This is a genomic window from Raineyella fluvialis, from assembly GCF_009646095.1.
In the GTDB taxonomy this organism is placed as follows: domain Bacteria; phylum Actinomycetota; class Actinomycetes; order Propionibacteriales; family Propionibacteriaceae; genus Raineyella; species Raineyella fluvialis.
Genome location: NZ_CP045725.1, coordinates 191,668 through 206,059 on the forward strand (window position 1 = coordinate 191,668; position 14,392 = coordinate 206,059).

Here is a 14,392-nt window from a genome sequence, read left to right on the forward strand (position 1 = left end):
GCGGCGAGGCGCCGCAACAGCCCCGCAGTCCCTCACCCTATCCCGTGTGCCGCCCGGCGCGGCATCCTCGACCGGGCCCTGCCGCCGGGTCCGGGCAGACGCCCGGGTCAGCGGGTGCGAATGACCTGGGTGCGGGCAGCCTTGTCATGGAGGGCCTGTCGCTTGCGGTCCCAGACGGGCCAGAGGCCGTCGACGTAGCGGAAGGCCGCCAGGGCGACCGCGACGCCCAGCACGGACAGGGCGAGGCCGGAGATCTCGGGCAGCACCCACACGATCGCCCGGAGCGCACAGGCCCCCCAGCCGAGCTTCTCCGTCGCCTGGCCGCGGTCGGCCGGCACCACCTTGAGGCGGAGCAGTAGCTTGCCGGGGGTGGCGCCGAGGAACCGGGTGAACAGGACGTAGTAGACGAACCAGATGGCCATCGGGGCCAGCGTGGCCCACAGCGCCGGCCAGAAGCCCATCACCCCGACAGGGGTGGGCAACGACCCCAACATCGCCGCCGGATCGGTCACTGCGCCGTTCAGCAGGCCCTGCTGCCACGCGACGAGTGCCTCGTTGTACGGGGCCATCAACCCCGCCGTGGCGACGCCCGTGAGGATGCCCAGCAGGACCGAGTCGATCAGGAATGCGACGAGCCGCTGCCACCAGCCGGCCAACTGCACGCCGTCAGCGGTCGTCGGACCCGTCTGGTAGCCCTGGTATCCGTAGACCGACCGGCCGTAGTCCTGCTGCCCGTAGGGAGAGGGAGAGCCGCCCTGCTGGCCGTACGGATAGCCGCCCTGCTGACCGTACGGGTAACCGCCCTGCTGGCCGTACGGGTACCCGCCCTGCTGCTGGCCGTAACCGTTCTGGCCATAGCCCTGCTGGCCGGCCTGCCCATAGCCCTGCTGGCCGTTTTGGCCATAGCCGGTCTGGCCGTAACCCTGCTGGCCATAGCCGGTCTGGCCGTAACCCTGCTGGCCAGCCTGACCGTAGCCCCTGGCCGCCTCAGCGACCCGGACCTGCTCGGTCCAGCGCACGCCGTCCCAGTAGCGCTCCTGGTGCGTCGGGGCGGCGGGATCGGGATACCAGCCGGCGGGAACGAGGGGGCGATCGGGCACGTTGTCAGTCACGCCCCCAGCCTACGTGGAGCCGGTCCCAGGCCGGCGCCCCTGCCCAGCCGTCAGCGCGGGCCTCCACCGGTGATGGCCCACTGGCGGATCAGGTCGATGCGCTTCTCCAGCGTCTCCTCGTCCGCGGCTGCGGACGGTGGTCCCCCGGTCGTCTGCACGAGTTTGTTGTGGATGACGCCGTGCGGCAGGTCGGTCCGGTGGTTCCAGGCCGCGACCAGGGAGTTCAGCTCCTTGCGCAGGGCCCGTAACCGCTGGTGGGTGGCCTGTTGGCGGACGCGCCCCGCCGGATCCTCCTGTCCCCTGGTGGGGCTGGTCTCGCTGCGGGCGATCTGGTCGGCCTGGCGACGTTGCAGCAGGTCCTTCACCTGTGTCGGATCGAGCAGGCCGGGCAGCCCGAGATACTCCTGTTCCTCGGCCGACCCGGACATCGTCGTCAGCCCGAACTCGCCCCCGTCGAACAGCACCTTCTCGAAGTCCGCCTCCGAGGCCAGGGCCTGGAACTGGTGCTTCTCACCGTCGATGTCAGCGTCGGCCGTGTTCTGCTCCCGCTGGGCGTCGGCCAGCAGGTCGGTCTCGTCCTCGGTCCTGCGCTTCAGCGCGTGGTCGCGTTGCACCTCCATCTCGGAGGCGTACGTCAACAGGCGCGGCACGCTCGGCACGAAGACCGTCGCCGTCTCCCCCCTCCCCCGGGCCCGGACGAAACGACCGACCGCCTGGGCGAAGAACAGCGGGGTCGCCGTCATCGTGGCGTACACCCCGACCGACAGGCGGGGTACGTCGACACCTTCGGAGACCATCCGTACCGCGACCATCCACCGGTCGGTGGAGTCGGCGAACGCGCTGATCCGCTCCCCCGACTTGGGCTCGTCGGACAGCACGACGGTCGGCTTCTCGCCCGCGATGTGGTGCAGCATCCGTGCGTACGCCCGGGCGGTGGTCTGGTCGTTGGCGATCACCAGGCCGCCGGCGTCGGGCACCGCCTGGCGGACCTCGCTCAACCGGGTGTCGGCCGCCCTCAGCACGGCCGGGATCCACGCACCCTGGGGATCGAGGGCGGTGCGCAGTGCCTGGGAGATCATGTCCTTGGTCATCGGTTCACCGAGGCGCGCGGTGACCTCGTCGCCGGCGTTCGTCCGCCAGTGCATGTCGCCGGAGTACGCCATGAAGAGCACCGGCCGTACAATCCCGTCAGCCAGCGCCTCGGCGTACCCGTAGTTGTAGTCGGGGCGCGACCGCATCGTCCCTTCCCCGTCCGGCTCGTACGTCACGAACGGGATGGGGTTGGTGTCGGAGCGGAACGGGGTGCCGGTCAGCGAGAGCCGCCGCTTGGCCGGCTCGCACGCCTCCCGGACCGCTTCACCCCAGCTGAGGGCGTCGCCCGCGTGGTGGATCTCGTCGAAGATCACCAGGGTGTTGTGGTGCTCGATGCGGATGCGCAGGGCGTTCGGGTTCACGGCCGCACCCGCGTACGTCAGGGCGGTGCCGACGTAGTGCTTGCCGGCGGCACCGCCCTTGGCACTCCCCTCGGGGTCGATCAGGAGGCCGACGCGGTCGGCAGCGGACGCCCATTGAGTCTTGAGGTGTTCGGTCGGGGTGATGATCAGGATGCGGTCGACGACGCGGCGGTTGAGCAGGTCCGTCGCCACCGTCAGCGCGAAGGAGGTCTTGCCGGCGCCGGGGGTGGCCACGGTGAGGAAGTCGCGTGGTTCCTCCTCGCGGTACTGCCGCAGGGCCGCCGCCTGCCAGGCGCGCAGATTCTTCACCGTTCCCCAGGCGGCCCGGTCCGGGTAGGCGGGTGAGAGGCCACGCGACCGCAGGTCGGGGGCTTCGGGGAAGAGGGCACTCACTGGCCCCATGGTAGGCGGCCGGGGATGTACGTCCAGCCTCGCGAGCCCCGGTGTCCCACGTCCTCCCGGCAAGCAGGCGCCTGCCTGCCCACCTGGAGGAGCACTGATCAGGCCGGAACAGGGACCCGATCGGCGTCGCGGTCGGTGTCCACGCGCGCCACCGAGCCGGTGATCGACTGCGGCCTGGCCAGCGGGTTGAGCACGGGGCAAACCCGTTCCACCTCCGACTTCAGGAACTCCAGCCGCTCGTCCTCAGCCGGAGAGGCGACCTGGACCTCGTAGTGGATGTCCTGGAGCTCCACCGGAACATCGGGGAACTCAGGCAGTCCCCCACGCGGGTCGAGTCGCGCGGTCAGGCCCACGGCGAGGGAATCGAGCTCGATGTCGAACTCCGCGGCCTTGATCAGGTAGATGTGCGTCAGGCAACTGCCCAGCACGCCCAGCTGGATCTCGGGCGAGGAGGGGCCCAGGTCGTAACCGGCGAAGTCTGCCGGGCTGTCGCTGATGATGTGGTGGTCACGGATGCGGATCCGGCGGACACCGGAGCGGCCCTCGGCCGTCACCCGGGCGCTGATCTGCATCGACGGGTGGCCGGCCTCGGCGGCCGCCGACCGGCGGGCGAGCAGGGCGGCCTTCTTCTGGACGAGGTACTCACGCAGCGTGCTCATCATGTTCTCATCTGTGGGGTGGGGCGTGTGGTCGACGCAGGAACGCGCCGGAAGAGTGGGAAGTCAGGTGTGGTCTGGAGGGCGGGCGGTCGAAGGACGCGAAGCGCCTCAGGAGAGGACGATCGAGCCCTTCGGTCCCGAGACGACGGCGGTCAGACCCGGGCGGCCGGCCGCCACCGGCAGGTCGACACCGAGAGCGGTGAGGACGTGGGTCGCCGCCGCCGGATTGGTATGACGGAGGGTCAGCGACTCCAGTCGGGCGGCGGGAAGTCCGGAGGACGCCGGGTGGGCGGTTTGCCCCCAGTCGATCAGGAACGGCACCACCCCGTCGAAGGGTGCGGGATGGCGCGACGCGAGGCGCCACCTCAGCAGTGTGCCCTCCGGTGTACGGCGCGAGACTGGCCAGGGATCCCCCAGGTCGGCCCCGGCCCGGCGGGCCGCCACGGCGGCCTCATCGAGGTCGGCCGGGTGCACGGCCCAGCCTCGCAGCACAGGCTCGTCGAGTTCGTTCAACCCGAACGGCTTCGCCTCCGTCGATCCGTCCGACGCGTCGGCTTCGGCCTCGTCATCGGGCCCGATGATCTCCAGATAAGAAGTGTCACTGAACGAGATCAGGTAGTTGCGGGTCCCCCGCCCCGGGTGCCGGCCACCCGGGGTGGCGCGGACGCCGATCGCCTCCTCCAGGGAGGCCACGGCGGTCGGGAGATCGGGGGTGGCGAACACCAGGTGGTCGAGGTGGTGAGGGATGGCTCCGGTGGGCTGCGGGGGCATGACACGTCCCCCCATTCGATAAGCAGATTTTATCTAGTTGCCTATATATGCTTATACTCTACCGTAACAGTAGGTTTTCGGGAGGCGTTCCTCCCCGAACCTGTCCGAGAGGCAACGATGAGAAACTCCCGAGCTGCGGCCGGCGCCGTGGTCGCCGACATGTTGGACCGGGTGGCCCTGCCCGCCGGGACGGCCGCCCGCCATCCACGCGAGCTGTCGGGGGGCCAGCGCCAGCGGGTGGCCATCGCCCGCGCCCTGGTGCTGGAACCGAGCGTCGTGGTGCTCGACGAACCGGTCTCCGCGCTCGACGTCACGGTGCAGGCCCAGATCCTGCGGCTACTGGAGCGGCTGCAGCGCGACCTCGGCCTGACCTACCTGTTCATCTCGCATGATCTTGCCGTCGTCCGCCGGATCGCCGACACCGTCTCGGTGATGCGCGCGGGGCGCATCGTCGAGACCGGGCCACTCGGCCAGGTCTTCGACGACCCCCGTTCCGACTACACCCGAGCACTGCTCGACGCGATCCCCGCCCGGGGGATCCTGCCCGTCCGCCCCACCGTACTGCCCAGCTCGGTCACCCGACCGCCCCTGGCCACCGCCCCTCGAACCCAGGAGTCCCCAGCATGACCGCACCAGCCCTCGGCTTCTTCACGCGTCTCCTCGAGGACGCCCCGGCCGCCGACCGGTACCGCTACGCAGTGGCCCAGATCCAGCAGGCCGAACGGTACGGGTACCGGTCAGCCTGGGTCGCCCAGCACCACTTCCACGAATCCGAGGGAGGGCTCCCCTCCCCACTGGTCTTCCTGGCGCACGCCGCGGCCCGGACCAGCCGGATCCGTCTCGGCACTGGCGTGATCACCCTGCCCATGGAAGCGCCCGTACGGTTGGCCGAGGATCTCGCCGTGCTGGACCGGCTCGCTGACGGCCGGGTCGAGGTGGGCCTGGCCTCCGGCGGCACGCCGGGTTCCTTCCCGGCGTTCGGGCACCGGTTCGACAATCGCCACACCGTCTACTTCCGCCACCTGCAGGACCTGCTGGACGCCTGGGAGGGGCGCGGCGTCGCCGGCACGGAGAACCGTCTCTACCCCTCCGGCGGCACCCTGCCCGAACGCCTGTGGCACGCGACGTTCTCAGCCGACGGCGCACGCCGAGCCGGTCGGCGAGGTCTGGGTCTGATGCTGTCCCGTACGCAGCCCCGTCCGGAGGGCGACCCGCACGCATCCCTGCCCGAGCTGCAGCATCCGATCATCGACGCCTACCTGGAATCCCTGCCGCCGGAGGTCTCCCCCCGGATCATGGCCTCGCGGACGCTGTTCGTCAGCGAGGACCGTGCCGAGGCCCAGGAGTACGGCGAACAGGGACTGCGCCGCGGAGTGGAACGGCTGCGCTACCTGGATCCACGGCTCGCCTCCGCGCGGCTGGAGGACCTCACCGCCGTAACCGACACCCATCTGGGCACGCCCGAGGACGTGATCGCCTCACTGGCGACCGACACGGTCCTGCAGCGCGCCACCGACGTGGTCTTCCAGGTGCACTCGGTCGACCCGCCCCACGAGGCCACACTGCAGTCCATCGCGCTGGTCGCCGAGCGCGTGGCCCCGCACTTCGGCTGGAAGGTGGCCACTCCGGCCTCCGCCCCCGAGACCGATCGGCAGGCAGCATGAGCGCGCCGGTGACGCCACGACACGTCGACGTCGACGTCGACGTCGACGTCGACGTCGTCGACCGACTGGCGGGGATCCGGCCGGGCAGCCGACTCGACGACGTGCGGCGACGCCGCCCCATCGCCCGGGAACAGACCCAGCACGCCTACGAACTGCTCTTCGGACCGGGCGCGGGTGGGCTGTTCTCCCGCGCTGAACGCCTTGCCGTCGCCACCTTCGTCACCGCCCTGCATGGGGAGACGAGGATCGCCGACCACTACGCCGCCCTGCTGGCCGAGGTCGAACCCGAGTGGGTCGACCCGCTGCGGGCTGAGGCCGACCGGGCCGCCGGGAGGGGCCCCTGGGGCACCTATCGCGAGCCCGGCCTCGCCGACGAGAGTGTGCCGGGGCCCGCCTACGTCGCCGCGCCAGGCATCCACGACCGACTCGGCGGACGGCTCGCGGGCGCCCTGACCCATGCCCACCTGCTCGTACTGCATCCCCGCGATGCCTCCCCGGAGGCGTTGGCGTCGCTGGCCGCAGCCGGCTGGTCCCGATCCGGAATCGTCACCCTGTCCCAGGCCGTCGCCTTCCTCACCTACCAGATCCGCCTCGTCCACGGCCTACGACAGCTGGCCATCGAAGGAGACTCATGACCACCCCGACCGAGCAAGCGGCACTGGCGGAGCAGGCCGGGACACCACCGATCCCCCCGGTCGTGCACCCGAGCCTCGAGCGCCCCGACGCCTTCACCCAGGACCAGCTGGGCTGGGTCGCGTGGCTCGAGCCCCGCTCCGCAGCCGACCTGACCGAGGAGCAGCAGGCCGGCCTGCTGCAACGCTCCCGGGCCGCCAGCCCCTACTTCCGACTGCTGGCAGAGGACCCGCCGGTACTGGCGGCTCGTACGCACACCGACTTCGACATCTTCCACTCCACCGAGGACGGCCTGCGCCGGGGCGAACGCGAACTGGCCGCGGCGGTTGCTTCCCGGGTCAACGGGTGCGTGTTCTGCGCCTCCGTGCATGCCCGTTTCGCGTCGCATCACTCGGGACGCCACGACCAGGTCCAAAGGCTGCTCGATGAGGGTCCCACGGCCCTCATCGACGACGATGATCCTGCGTGGTCCGCCATCGCGGCGGCGGCCGTCGCACTCTCGGGGACGCCGGCAGGATTGGGCGCGGAGCACGTGGCCGCCCTGCGTGCGGCAGGTTTGGCGGACCTGGACATCTTCGACCTGGTCAACGCCACATCCTTCTTCGCGTGGGCGAACCGTCTGATGCTGTCGCTGGGTGAGCCGGAGGTGATCGGAACGTAGACTCGTGCCATGACCCAGCATCTGAGCCCTGGCGCCGAGACCCTCGTCGACGAGCGCGTCGAGCAGGAGGAGGACCTCCGGTACGAGGAGGGCGACCATGAGCGCTTCTCCCACTACGTGCCGAAGGAGCGCCTGACCGAGGCCATGGTGATGGGCACCCCTGTCATCGCCCTGTGTGGCAAGGTCTGGGTGCCCTCGCGCAACCCCGATCGCTTCCCGGTCTGCCCCGAGTGCAAGGAGATCTGGGAGACCCTGCAGGACGACAGGCACTGACCCGGTGACTTTCCCTCTCGACGCCCGACGGCTGTCCGGCGTGGTCGCCGTCTGCGCGCTGCTGCTGGCCGGCTGCGCCCAGGGGACCGGTTCGGCGACCTCCACCGCCTCGGACACTCCCGCGACCACCGATCCCGCCACCACCTCGGCCACCCCCAGCAGCAGCACGTCGGCGCCAGCCGTGAACGTCCGTCAGGTCGGTGCAGTGCTCGACGTGAGCAGCAGCGATCGCTATCGCTTCGCGTCGCCGACCGGCAACATCGTCTGCCAGCTGGACAAGGATGCCGTCCAATGTGCCGCCGCGGATCGCCAATGGACCCCGACGCCGACCGGTAAGGACGACTGCAAGGATCCGAACGGCGACGTGGCGCTGAGGTCCGACGGCCGGGCCGTCGTGGTCTGTCACGGCGACTCCATCGGCCAGAGGACGGACAAGAAGACGTCCGCCACGGTCCTGGACTACGGCCACGCCGTGAAGAAGGGCGACATCATGTGCCTCAGCCAGACCAACGGCGTCACCTGCTCCAGCAACGTGAACGGCGCCAGCATCTTCCTGTCCCGGGAACGTTACGAGGTCAACGGGAGCTGACGCCTGGCCGCGGCTCGACCCGACATCGGTGGGGTCGAGCCTGGCGGCTCAGCGACTCGCCGACACCCCGGCCCGCACGTACGCCACGACGGAGGCCACCGCCGCCTCGACCGCCATGCCATGCTCGATCAGCGGAACCACGCCGTTGATCGCACCCCAGGAGATCGCGGTCAGGACCGCGACGTCCCCGCCACCGACGGCGGCGATCGCCGCCGACAGGGGGGCGACGAGCTCCTGGTGCAGCTGGCGCAGCCGCTCCTGCTGATCGGGGCCGAGCGTGGCGACATCGACGGACGGATCAGGAGCATGCCCGTCGGCGGCTCCCTGCAACATCGTCCGGATGATCGCCTCCAAGCGCGCCGCCGGCTCCGGTCCAGCGGCCTCGAGGGCTGCGGCGAGGGCGGCGTTGACCTGCACGAAGGTCTCCTCCACCGCCAGGGCGACCAACTCGTTGCCCGACCTCGCGTACTGGTAGACGCTGGTCCTCGCCAGCCCGGCCCGCTCGGCCACGGCGGCGGGCGTAACGGCCGAGGCACCCTCGGTCGTGAGCAACTCGACCGCTGCCGCCACGACCTGGCGCTCCTTCATCGCACGATGTTCGGCGACCGTCGCGGCGGAGATCTTCGGCACCGCCCCATCTTCCCACGGATCCAGCCACGGCAGCGATGCACATCACTCCATTCCGGTTTTACCAACACACCGTCGGAATGTTACCGTCGACTCGTCAGTAAGATCGTCCCGCCACGCCTGAGTGGCACCGTCAGGGAGACCCCATGTCCGACCCCACCACTCCCACTCCCCGCATCCCCACAGGTGCCGCCGGTGCCACGGCCGCTCCGCCCGGTGACTTCACCGGCACCCCCCACCGGTGGTGGGGGATGGCCGCCATCGCGCTGGGCACCTCGTTGGTGATCATGGACGCCACGATCGCCAACGTCGCGCTGCCGGTCGTCATCGACGACCTCCACATGAGCGCCACCCAGGCGCAGTGGGTCAGCGCCGTCTATGCCCTGGTCTTCGCGTCACTGATGCTCACCTCGGGCCGGTTCGGGGATCTCTTCGGCCGCCGGATGATGTTCGTGGCCGGCCTGGTCGTCTTCATGGGGTCCTCCCTCGTCGCCGGTTCGGCGGGCAGCCCGGAGGTGCTGCTCGCGGCCAGGTTGGTGCAGGGTGTCGGGGCCGCGATGGTGCTTCCCGCCACCACGTCGACGATCAACGCGATGTTCACCGGCAAGGACCGCAGCATCGCCTTCGCGATCTACGGCTCGGCGATCGGTGGCATGGCGGCGGTGGGCCCGCTCGTCGGTGGCTGGCTCGCCACCGACGCGAGCTGGCGCTGGGCCTTCTGGCTCAACATTCCGTTCGGGATCGCCGCGGTGGTTCTGGCCACCCGCTACCTGCCGGAGACGCGGGATCGTACGTTGCGCCGAGGCATCGACTGGTCCGGGACCGTGCTCGCGACGCTGGGTCTCGGCGGCATCGTCTTCGCCCTGGTCGAATCCTCCTCGTTCGGTTGGCTGCACCAGGCGGACGGCTCGCTGTCCCCGGTGCCGTTCGCCCTTGCCGGTGGTGTTGTCCTGATGGGCCTGTGGGTCTGGGCCGAACGGATCCGGCACCGTCGCGGGGCCATCGTCCAGGCCCACCTCGGGCTGTGGCGCATCGCGAACTTCCGGCACGGGGCCATCGCCTCGATGGTGATCACGCTCGGGGAGTTCGGCATGCTGTTCACCCTCCCCCTGGTCCTCCAGGGCGCGCTGGGCTACGACGCGCTGGGCACCGGGTGGCTGATGATGGTGCTGGCCGTCGGGACGTTCGTGATGTCGGGCGCGGTCCCCCAGCTCACCCGTCGGATCGGCGCGCGACGAGTGGTGCAGTTCGGCGTCTTCGTCGAGGCGATCGCGGTGGCCGGGCTGGCCCTGGCGCTTCCCGGCACCGCCTGGTCGATCGGGGCCTGCCTCTTCCTCTACGGCCTCGGCGTCGGGATGGCGACGGCGCAGGTGACCAGCGTCTCCCTCGCCGAAGTGCCGGTCGGCCTGTCCGGGGAGGCGTCCGGCATGCTCACCACCGTTCGCCAGATCGGTTCGGCACTCGGGGTCGCGGTGCTCGGTGGTCTGCTGATCAGTTCACTCACCCAGGGCACCCAGTCGCGCCTGGATGAGGTCCCACTGCCGGCGGCCGCCCGGACGGCGGTGGTCAGCGCGGTGCACGACTCGATCGGTGCGGCGATCCCTGCGCTGCAGCGTGACGCCCGGACCACTGCGGCGGCCCAGCTCGCGGCGGAGGCCTTGGTCGACGCGGCCAGGATCTCCACCGGCGTCGCCGGCGGCATCCTCGGGATCGGTTTCCTGGCCACTCTCGCCCTGACCGAGGTGTCCGCCGAGGAGACGATGCGCCGGCGCGGACGTACGGAGAGCGCCGTCGAGGCCTGAGCCACGGAGTAACTCCCGGGTGCGAAGGGCCAGGGGTGGGATGGCCTGCCACGCCCGCAGAGCTGAGGTTCTCGCGTGAGGGCCCTGAACAACTGAGGGGAATTGCGTAACTGAGGAGGAAAAGCGGCCAGAAGGTCCTCAGTTGTGCCTATCCCCTCAGTTGCGCGAATGGCCCTCGCCCTGGTCACGGTGAGTCCCTCAAACGCTCAGGGAGCCGGGAAGGTCGAGGCCTCGATCGGCGCCATGTCCACGCTGACCTTCATCGCCGACCGCCCAGCCTCGCCGTAGATCACGCCCCGCACCGGGGCGACATCGGAGTAGTCCCGGCCCCAGGCGACGGTGGCGTGCGACTCGTCGACCGGCCGGTCGTTGGTCGGGTCGAGGTCGTACCAGCCGGCCCCCGGCACCCAGACCCCCGCCCAGGCATGTGTCGCGTCGGCCCCGATGTTGCGGGGCCGCCCGGGTGGGGGGATCGTGGCCAGGTAGCCGGAGACGTACCGCCCGGCCAGTCCCACCGAGCGCAGGCAGGCCACCATCAGCTGGGCGAAGTCCTGACAGACCCCCGCCCGGATCCGCAGCACCTCGTCGACCCGGGTCGTCACGGACGTGGCGCGAGGGTCGTACGCGAAGTCGGCGTGGATCCGGTGGTTCAGCTCCTCGACGGCCTCCCCCAGCGGCCGGCCGGCCGGGAACGACGGGGCCGCGTAGGCGGCGACCTCGGCACGGATGTCCACCCGCGGCGACGGCAGCGTCAGGTCGACGGCACGCCACCAGTCGGACACGTCGCGACGGCTGTCCGGCCGGCACCGTTCCCACGGCTCGGCGAGGGCCTGCGGCTCGACGGTCTGCGCGCCCACGGTCAGGTCCGTCGTGCCGACGATGACCAGGTCCGTGTGCGGCGCGGTGACGTGGTACCAGGTGCGGGTGTTGCCGTACACATCGACGTACGTCGCCCGATCCGAGGGGACCGGCGTCACGTCGATGCGGTGGCCGAGGAGGTGCTGACGGCTGTCCTCCTGCGGCGCCAGATGATAGAGCCCGTAGCTCGAGGTGATCCGTCCCTCGTAGTGGTAGGCGGTTTCGTGGCGGATGCGGTAGGTCCTCACATGCCACCCCCACCGGGACCGGGCGGCCGCTCGGCGGCGACCCAGAGCGGGCGCGGCTGCGGCTCACGGCGCAGGTAGGACTCGGCGATCGACTCCGAGACGCGGAACAGCCTCGAGCGCAGGTCTGCGAGGTAGTCGTCGACGCAGTGGACCGGATTGGGACCCGGTGTCGGTGCCTGCGGCAGGGCCGATCCGGCCTCGTCAGCAGCCGGGGGGACGAGGGCCGGTTCACCGTGGCTCACCCGCCGCACGGCGGTGGCGGTGGTGAGGTCGGCGAGGTCCGCGAGCAACCGCTGGGGCCGGCCCGTGGTGGGGGCGTGCGGCAGGCGACCGAGCGCCCGCTGCAGCCGCTGCACCTGGAAGGCGACCGAACGCGGATTGCTCGGGTCGGCCACCAGCAGGTCCAGCACCGCGGCGACCTCGGGGCGCCCGCCATGTCGACGGCGGTGGGTCACCACGCTCTCCGCCGCCGTCATCGCGGCATTGAGCACCATCTGCTGCGGCGGGAGGGACCAACGGCCGTTCCCGTCGGCGGTCGCCCCGGCTCGCAGCGCCGGCATGGAGAAGCTGTACTGCAGCAGGCCGACCACCTGGACGGCACGTTCCACCGCTCGCCCCGAGTCGAGGAGTTGCCACCCCGCGTCGCGGACCATGTTCTCCGCGGTGATCCCGTTGAGCGCCAACAGCGCGACGAGGCTGCGTTCGGCGGCATCCGCGAGCCGACTCGAGTCGTCGGGGGCCGCGCGGCGCAGTTCGTCCAAGGCGCGCTCGGCCCCGGCCAGGACGACCCAGACGTCGGAAGAGAGCTGGTCCCGGACACCGTCGGCCGCATGGCTGAGTCTCGCCAGGGACCTGGCGACGGTGCCGCGCCGCGACCGGTTCACCAGCTGCGTCCGCAACTGGCGCAGGGCGCTGCTCCCGTCGTTGGGCCTGGGTGTCGACGTGAGCGCATACAGCGCATCGAGCAGTACGTCCACCGGTGACCCGGGCCGGCAGACCATGTTCATCTCGACCAGCACGTGGTGGGTGGCGCTGACGAGTCGGACGATGTCCTCGGCCCGTTCGGCATAACGGCCCATCCAGTACATGTCGTCCAGCACCCGCGGCACCATCGCACCATTGGTGGCGATGAGGTCGGCGACGACGTCGTCCTCGGCATCGGTCATGGCCGGCAGGTCGCTGCCGACGATCCACAGGTCCTTGGTGGGTCGTCCGGAGATGGCGGCCGTGCCCGGCGTCGTCGCCTTCGGCTCGGCGACGACCTCTCCCAGGCCGCCCGGGAGGGCGGCGTACGAGGTGCCGCGGCGGATCAGGTAGCCGGTGAGCTGGAACGGCGCGGTGACGATCCTGCCGTCCCGGATCGTCGGGCTCGTCGACAGCGGCAGCGGCTGCTGACCGACGTAGAGGTGGGGCTCCGCCTCGAGACGACGGACCAACTCGTCACGCTCACCGGGGCCGAGCAGGGGACCTTCCCAGGTGCGGCCGGAGCCGATGTGGGCGACCCGCAACTCGGCCAGATGCGTACGCACATGACTGCGGGCGGAGTCCTCGCCGCACCACCAGGTCGGCAACGAGGGCAGCCGCAGCGGCTCGTCCAGCAGCACATGGCAGATGACGTCGTCGAAGGCCATCAGGCCCGGATTCTCCAGCACCCCGGTGCCGAGCGCGTTGACCACCGACACAGCGCCGCGCCGGACCACCTCGGTGAGTCCCGCGACGCCGAGCCGGGAACCGGGCTGCAACTCGAGGGGGTCGGTGGCGCGAGCCGCTACGTGGCGGAAGATCACGTCGACCGGCTCGAGCCGCCCCAGCGACCGCAACCACACCCGCCCGTCACGGACGACGAGGTCGCTGCCCTCGACGAGGGGGAAGCCGAGCCGACTCGCGAGGAAGGCCTGGTCGAAGGCCGTCGCGGCGTGGGTGCCGGGAGTGAGGACGACGACATGAGGGTCCTCGACCTCGCTCGGGCCGGACTCGACCAGCGCCGCACGCATCGCCTGGTAGAAGGGGGTGAGTCGGATCAGGTCCGCCTCGCGGTAGAGCTCGGCGTGCACCCTGGACAGGACCCGCCGGTTCTCCATCGCATACCCGGCGCCGACCGGGGCCTGGGTCTCCTGGGCCCGGACCAGCCAGCCGCCCTGCGGATCACGCCCGATCGTCGCCCCGGCCATGAACAATCCGCCCGCCTGCCGCGCCCCGACCAACGGGCGGAGGTAGCCGGGGTGGCCCATCACGACCTCGGGCGGCAGGACGCCGTCGGCCAGCAGACGCTGCTCCCCGTAGAGGTCTGCGAAGACGGCCGACAGCAGCTCGGCACGCTGCACCAGCCCGGTCTCCAGCTCACGCCACTCCCGGGAGTGCAGGACGAGGGGCAGCGGGTCCAGACGCCAGGGCTGCGGCTCGGCGACGTCCTCGTCGTCGTCAGTGTGTCCGCCGTCGTCGGCGACCTGGGTCGTCCACGGGCGGTAGGTGACGTTGTCGTCCGCCAGGCGCCGGTCGATCTCCCGCTGCCGGACCGACCAGTCGAGAGACGCCTCCGTCAGTGCGTCGAGCTCGGCCCACCCCACCCGCAGCGTGCCGTCCGGGGCCCGGAACTCGTCGTACGGGCCCGGAGCGGGGCCGGGCCCCGCGGAATCCAT

The 14,392-nt window shown here is 70.9% G+C and carries 14 protein-coding genes; 7 read left to right on the plus strand and 7 right to left on the minus strand.

What is annotated here, in order from left to right; translation table 11 throughout:
* Window positions 1–107: 107 nt before the first annotated feature.
* From Rai3103_RS00875 to Rai3103_RS00890, 4 genes are all read right to left on the minus strand, one after another.
* Window positions 108–1,112, minus strand: coding sequence for an RDD family protein (locus Rai3103_RS00875; RefSeq protein WP_153570987.1), 1,005 nt, complete (start codon window positions 1,110–1,112; stop codon window positions 108–110).
* A gap of 50 nt (window positions 1,113–1,162) precedes the next feature.
* On the minus strand, window positions 1,163–2,968 hold the full coding sequence (locus Rai3103_RS00880; RefSeq protein ID WP_153570988.1) for a DEAD/DEAH box helicase: 1,806 nt from the start codon (window positions 2,966–2,968) through the stop codon (window positions 1,163–1,165).
* A gap of 98 nt (window positions 2,969–3,066) precedes the next feature.
* Window positions 3,067–3,630, minus strand: a complete 564-nt coding sequence (locus tag Rai3103_RS00885) for an OsmC family protein (protein WP_228489057.1) — start codon at window positions 3,628–3,630, stop codon at window positions 3,067–3,069.
* 105 nt (window positions 3,631–3,735) lie between these two features.
* Window positions 3,736–4,398: a VOC family protein gene (locus tag Rai3103_RS00890; protein WP_194793211.1), complete on the minus strand. Its 663-nt coding sequence runs from the start codon at window positions 4,396–4,398 to the stop codon at window positions 3,736–3,738.
* A 117-nt stretch (window positions 4,399–4,515) separates the two neighbouring features.
* Here Rai3103_RS00890 and Rai3103_RS00895 point away from each other — a divergent pair, with 117 nt between their 5' ends.
* From Rai3103_RS00895 to Rai3103_RS00920, 6 genes are read left to right on the plus strand one after another with little or no spacing between them, the layout of a single operon-like run.
* The gene (locus Rai3103_RS00895; protein ID WP_194793212.1) at window positions 4,516–5,025 is read left to right on the plus strand and encodes an ATP-binding cassette domain-containing protein; all 510 of its coding nucleotides are present in this window, start codon (window positions 4,516–4,518) and stop codon (window positions 5,023–5,025) included.
* Entirely contained in the window at window positions 5,022–6,062 is a 1,041-nt protein-coding gene (locus Rai3103_RS00900; RefSeq protein WP_153570990.1) for a putative FMN-dependent luciferase-like monooxygenase, read from the plus strand. Before Rai3103_RS00895 ends, Rai3103_RS00900 begins: the two co-directional genes overlap by 4 nt.
* On the plus strand, window positions 6,059–6,697 hold the full coding sequence (locus tag Rai3103_RS00905) for a CMD domain protein (protein ID WP_153570991.1): 639 nt from the start codon (window positions 6,059–6,061) through the stop codon (window positions 6,695–6,697). The genes Rai3103_RS00900 and Rai3103_RS00905 overlap by 4 nt, the downstream gene beginning before the upstream one ends.
* Window positions 6,694–7,356: an alkylhydroperoxidase domain protein gene (locus Rai3103_RS00910; RefSeq protein ID WP_153570992.1), complete on the plus strand. Its 663-nt coding sequence runs from the start codon at window positions 6,694–6,696 to the stop codon at window positions 7,354–7,356. The genes Rai3103_RS00905 and Rai3103_RS00910 overlap by 4 nt, the downstream gene beginning before the upstream one ends.
* 9 nt (window positions 7,357–7,365) lie before the next feature.
* The gene (locus Rai3103_RS00915) at window positions 7,366–7,629 is read left to right on the plus strand and encodes a DUF3039 domain-containing protein (RefSeq protein ID WP_194793213.1); all 264 of its coding nucleotides are present in this window, start codon (window positions 7,366–7,368) and stop codon (window positions 7,627–7,629) included.
* Window positions 7,630–7,633: 4 nt separating this feature from the next.
* Window positions 7,634–8,218, plus strand: coding sequence for a DUF6636 domain-containing protein (locus Rai3103_RS00920; protein ID WP_153570993.1), 585 nt, complete (start codon window positions 7,634–7,636; stop codon window positions 8,216–8,218).
* 48 nt (window positions 8,219–8,266) lie between these two features.
* Here Rai3103_RS00920 and Rai3103_RS00925 read toward each other — a convergent pair whose 3' ends face one another.
* Window positions 8,267–8,848 carry a TetR/AcrR family transcriptional regulator gene (locus Rai3103_RS00925; RefSeq protein ID WP_153570994.1) on the minus strand — a complete coding sequence of 194 codons (582 nt, stop codon included), beginning with the start codon at window positions 8,846–8,848 and terminating at the stop codon, window positions 8,267–8,269.
* 143 nt (window positions 8,849–8,991) lie between these two features.
* Between Rai3103_RS00925 and Rai3103_RS00930 the strand changes: the two genes are divergently transcribed.
* Window positions 8,992–10,647 carry an MFS transporter gene (locus Rai3103_RS00930; protein WP_153570995.1) on the plus strand — a complete coding sequence of 552 codons (1,656 nt, stop codon included), beginning with the start codon at window positions 8,992–8,994 and terminating at the stop codon, window positions 10,645–10,647.
* A gap of 206 nt (window positions 10,648–10,853) precedes the next feature.
* On the opposite strand, the gene Rai3103_RS00935 is transcribed toward Rai3103_RS00930, so the two are convergent.
* Both Rai3103_RS00935 and Rai3103_RS00940 read right to left on the minus strand, forming a co-directional pair.
* Window positions 10,854–11,753, minus strand: a complete 900-nt coding sequence (locus tag Rai3103_RS00935; RefSeq protein WP_153570996.1) for a transglutaminase family protein — start codon at window positions 11,751–11,753, stop codon at window positions 10,854–10,856.
* The gene (locus Rai3103_RS00940; RefSeq protein WP_153570997.1) at window positions 11,750–14,392 is read right to left on the minus strand and encodes a circularly permuted type 2 ATP-grasp protein; all 2,643 of its coding nucleotides are present in this window, start codon (window positions 14,390–14,392) and stop codon (window positions 11,750–11,752) included. Before Rai3103_RS00940 ends, Rai3103_RS00935 begins: the two co-directional genes overlap by 4 nt.

What these genes read in the sequence shown, in the direction of transcription:
- Rai3103_RS00880 (WP_153570988.1), bottom strand. Translation starts at nt 2,968, where the DNA reads ATGGGGCCAGTGAGTGCCCTCTTCCCCGAAGCCCCCGACCTGCGGTCG.
- Rai3103_RS00885 (WP_228489057.1), bottom strand. Translation starts at nt 3,630, where the DNA reads ATGATGAGCACGCTGCGTGAGTACCTCGTCCAGAAGAAGGCCGCCCTG.
- Rai3103_RS00890 (WP_194793211.1), bottom strand. Translation starts at nt 4,398, where the DNA reads ATGCCCCCGCAGCCCACCGGAGCCATCCCTCACCACCTCGACCACCTG.
- Rai3103_RS00895 (WP_194793212.1), top strand. Translation starts at nt 4,516, where the DNA reads ATGAGAAACTCCCGAGCTGCGGCCGGCGCCGTGGTCGCCGACATGTTG.
- Rai3103_RS00900 (WP_153570990.1), top strand. Translation starts at nt 5,022, where the DNA reads ATGACCGCACCAGCCCTCGGCTTCTTCACGCGTCTCCTCGAGGACGCC.
- Rai3103_RS00905 (WP_153570991.1), top strand. Translation starts at nt 6,059, where the DNA reads ATGAGCGCGCCGGTGACGCCACGACACGTCGACGTCGACGTCGACGTC.
- Rai3103_RS00910 (WP_153570992.1), top strand. Translation starts at nt 6,694, where the DNA reads ATGACCACCCCGACCGAGCAAGCGGCACTGGCGGAGCAGGCCGGGACA.
- Rai3103_RS00915 (WP_194793213.1), top strand. Translation starts at nt 7,366, where the DNA reads ATGACCCAGCATCTGAGCCCTGGCGCCGAGACCCTCGTCGACGAGCGC.
- Rai3103_RS00930 (WP_153570995.1), top strand. Translation starts at nt 8,992, where the DNA reads ATGTCCGACCCCACCACTCCCACTCCCCGCATCCCCACAGGTGCCGCC.
- Rai3103_RS00940 (WP_153570997.1), bottom strand. Translation starts at nt 14,392, where the DNA reads ATGGATTCCGCGGGGCCCGGCCCCGCTCCGGGCCCGTACGACGAGTTC.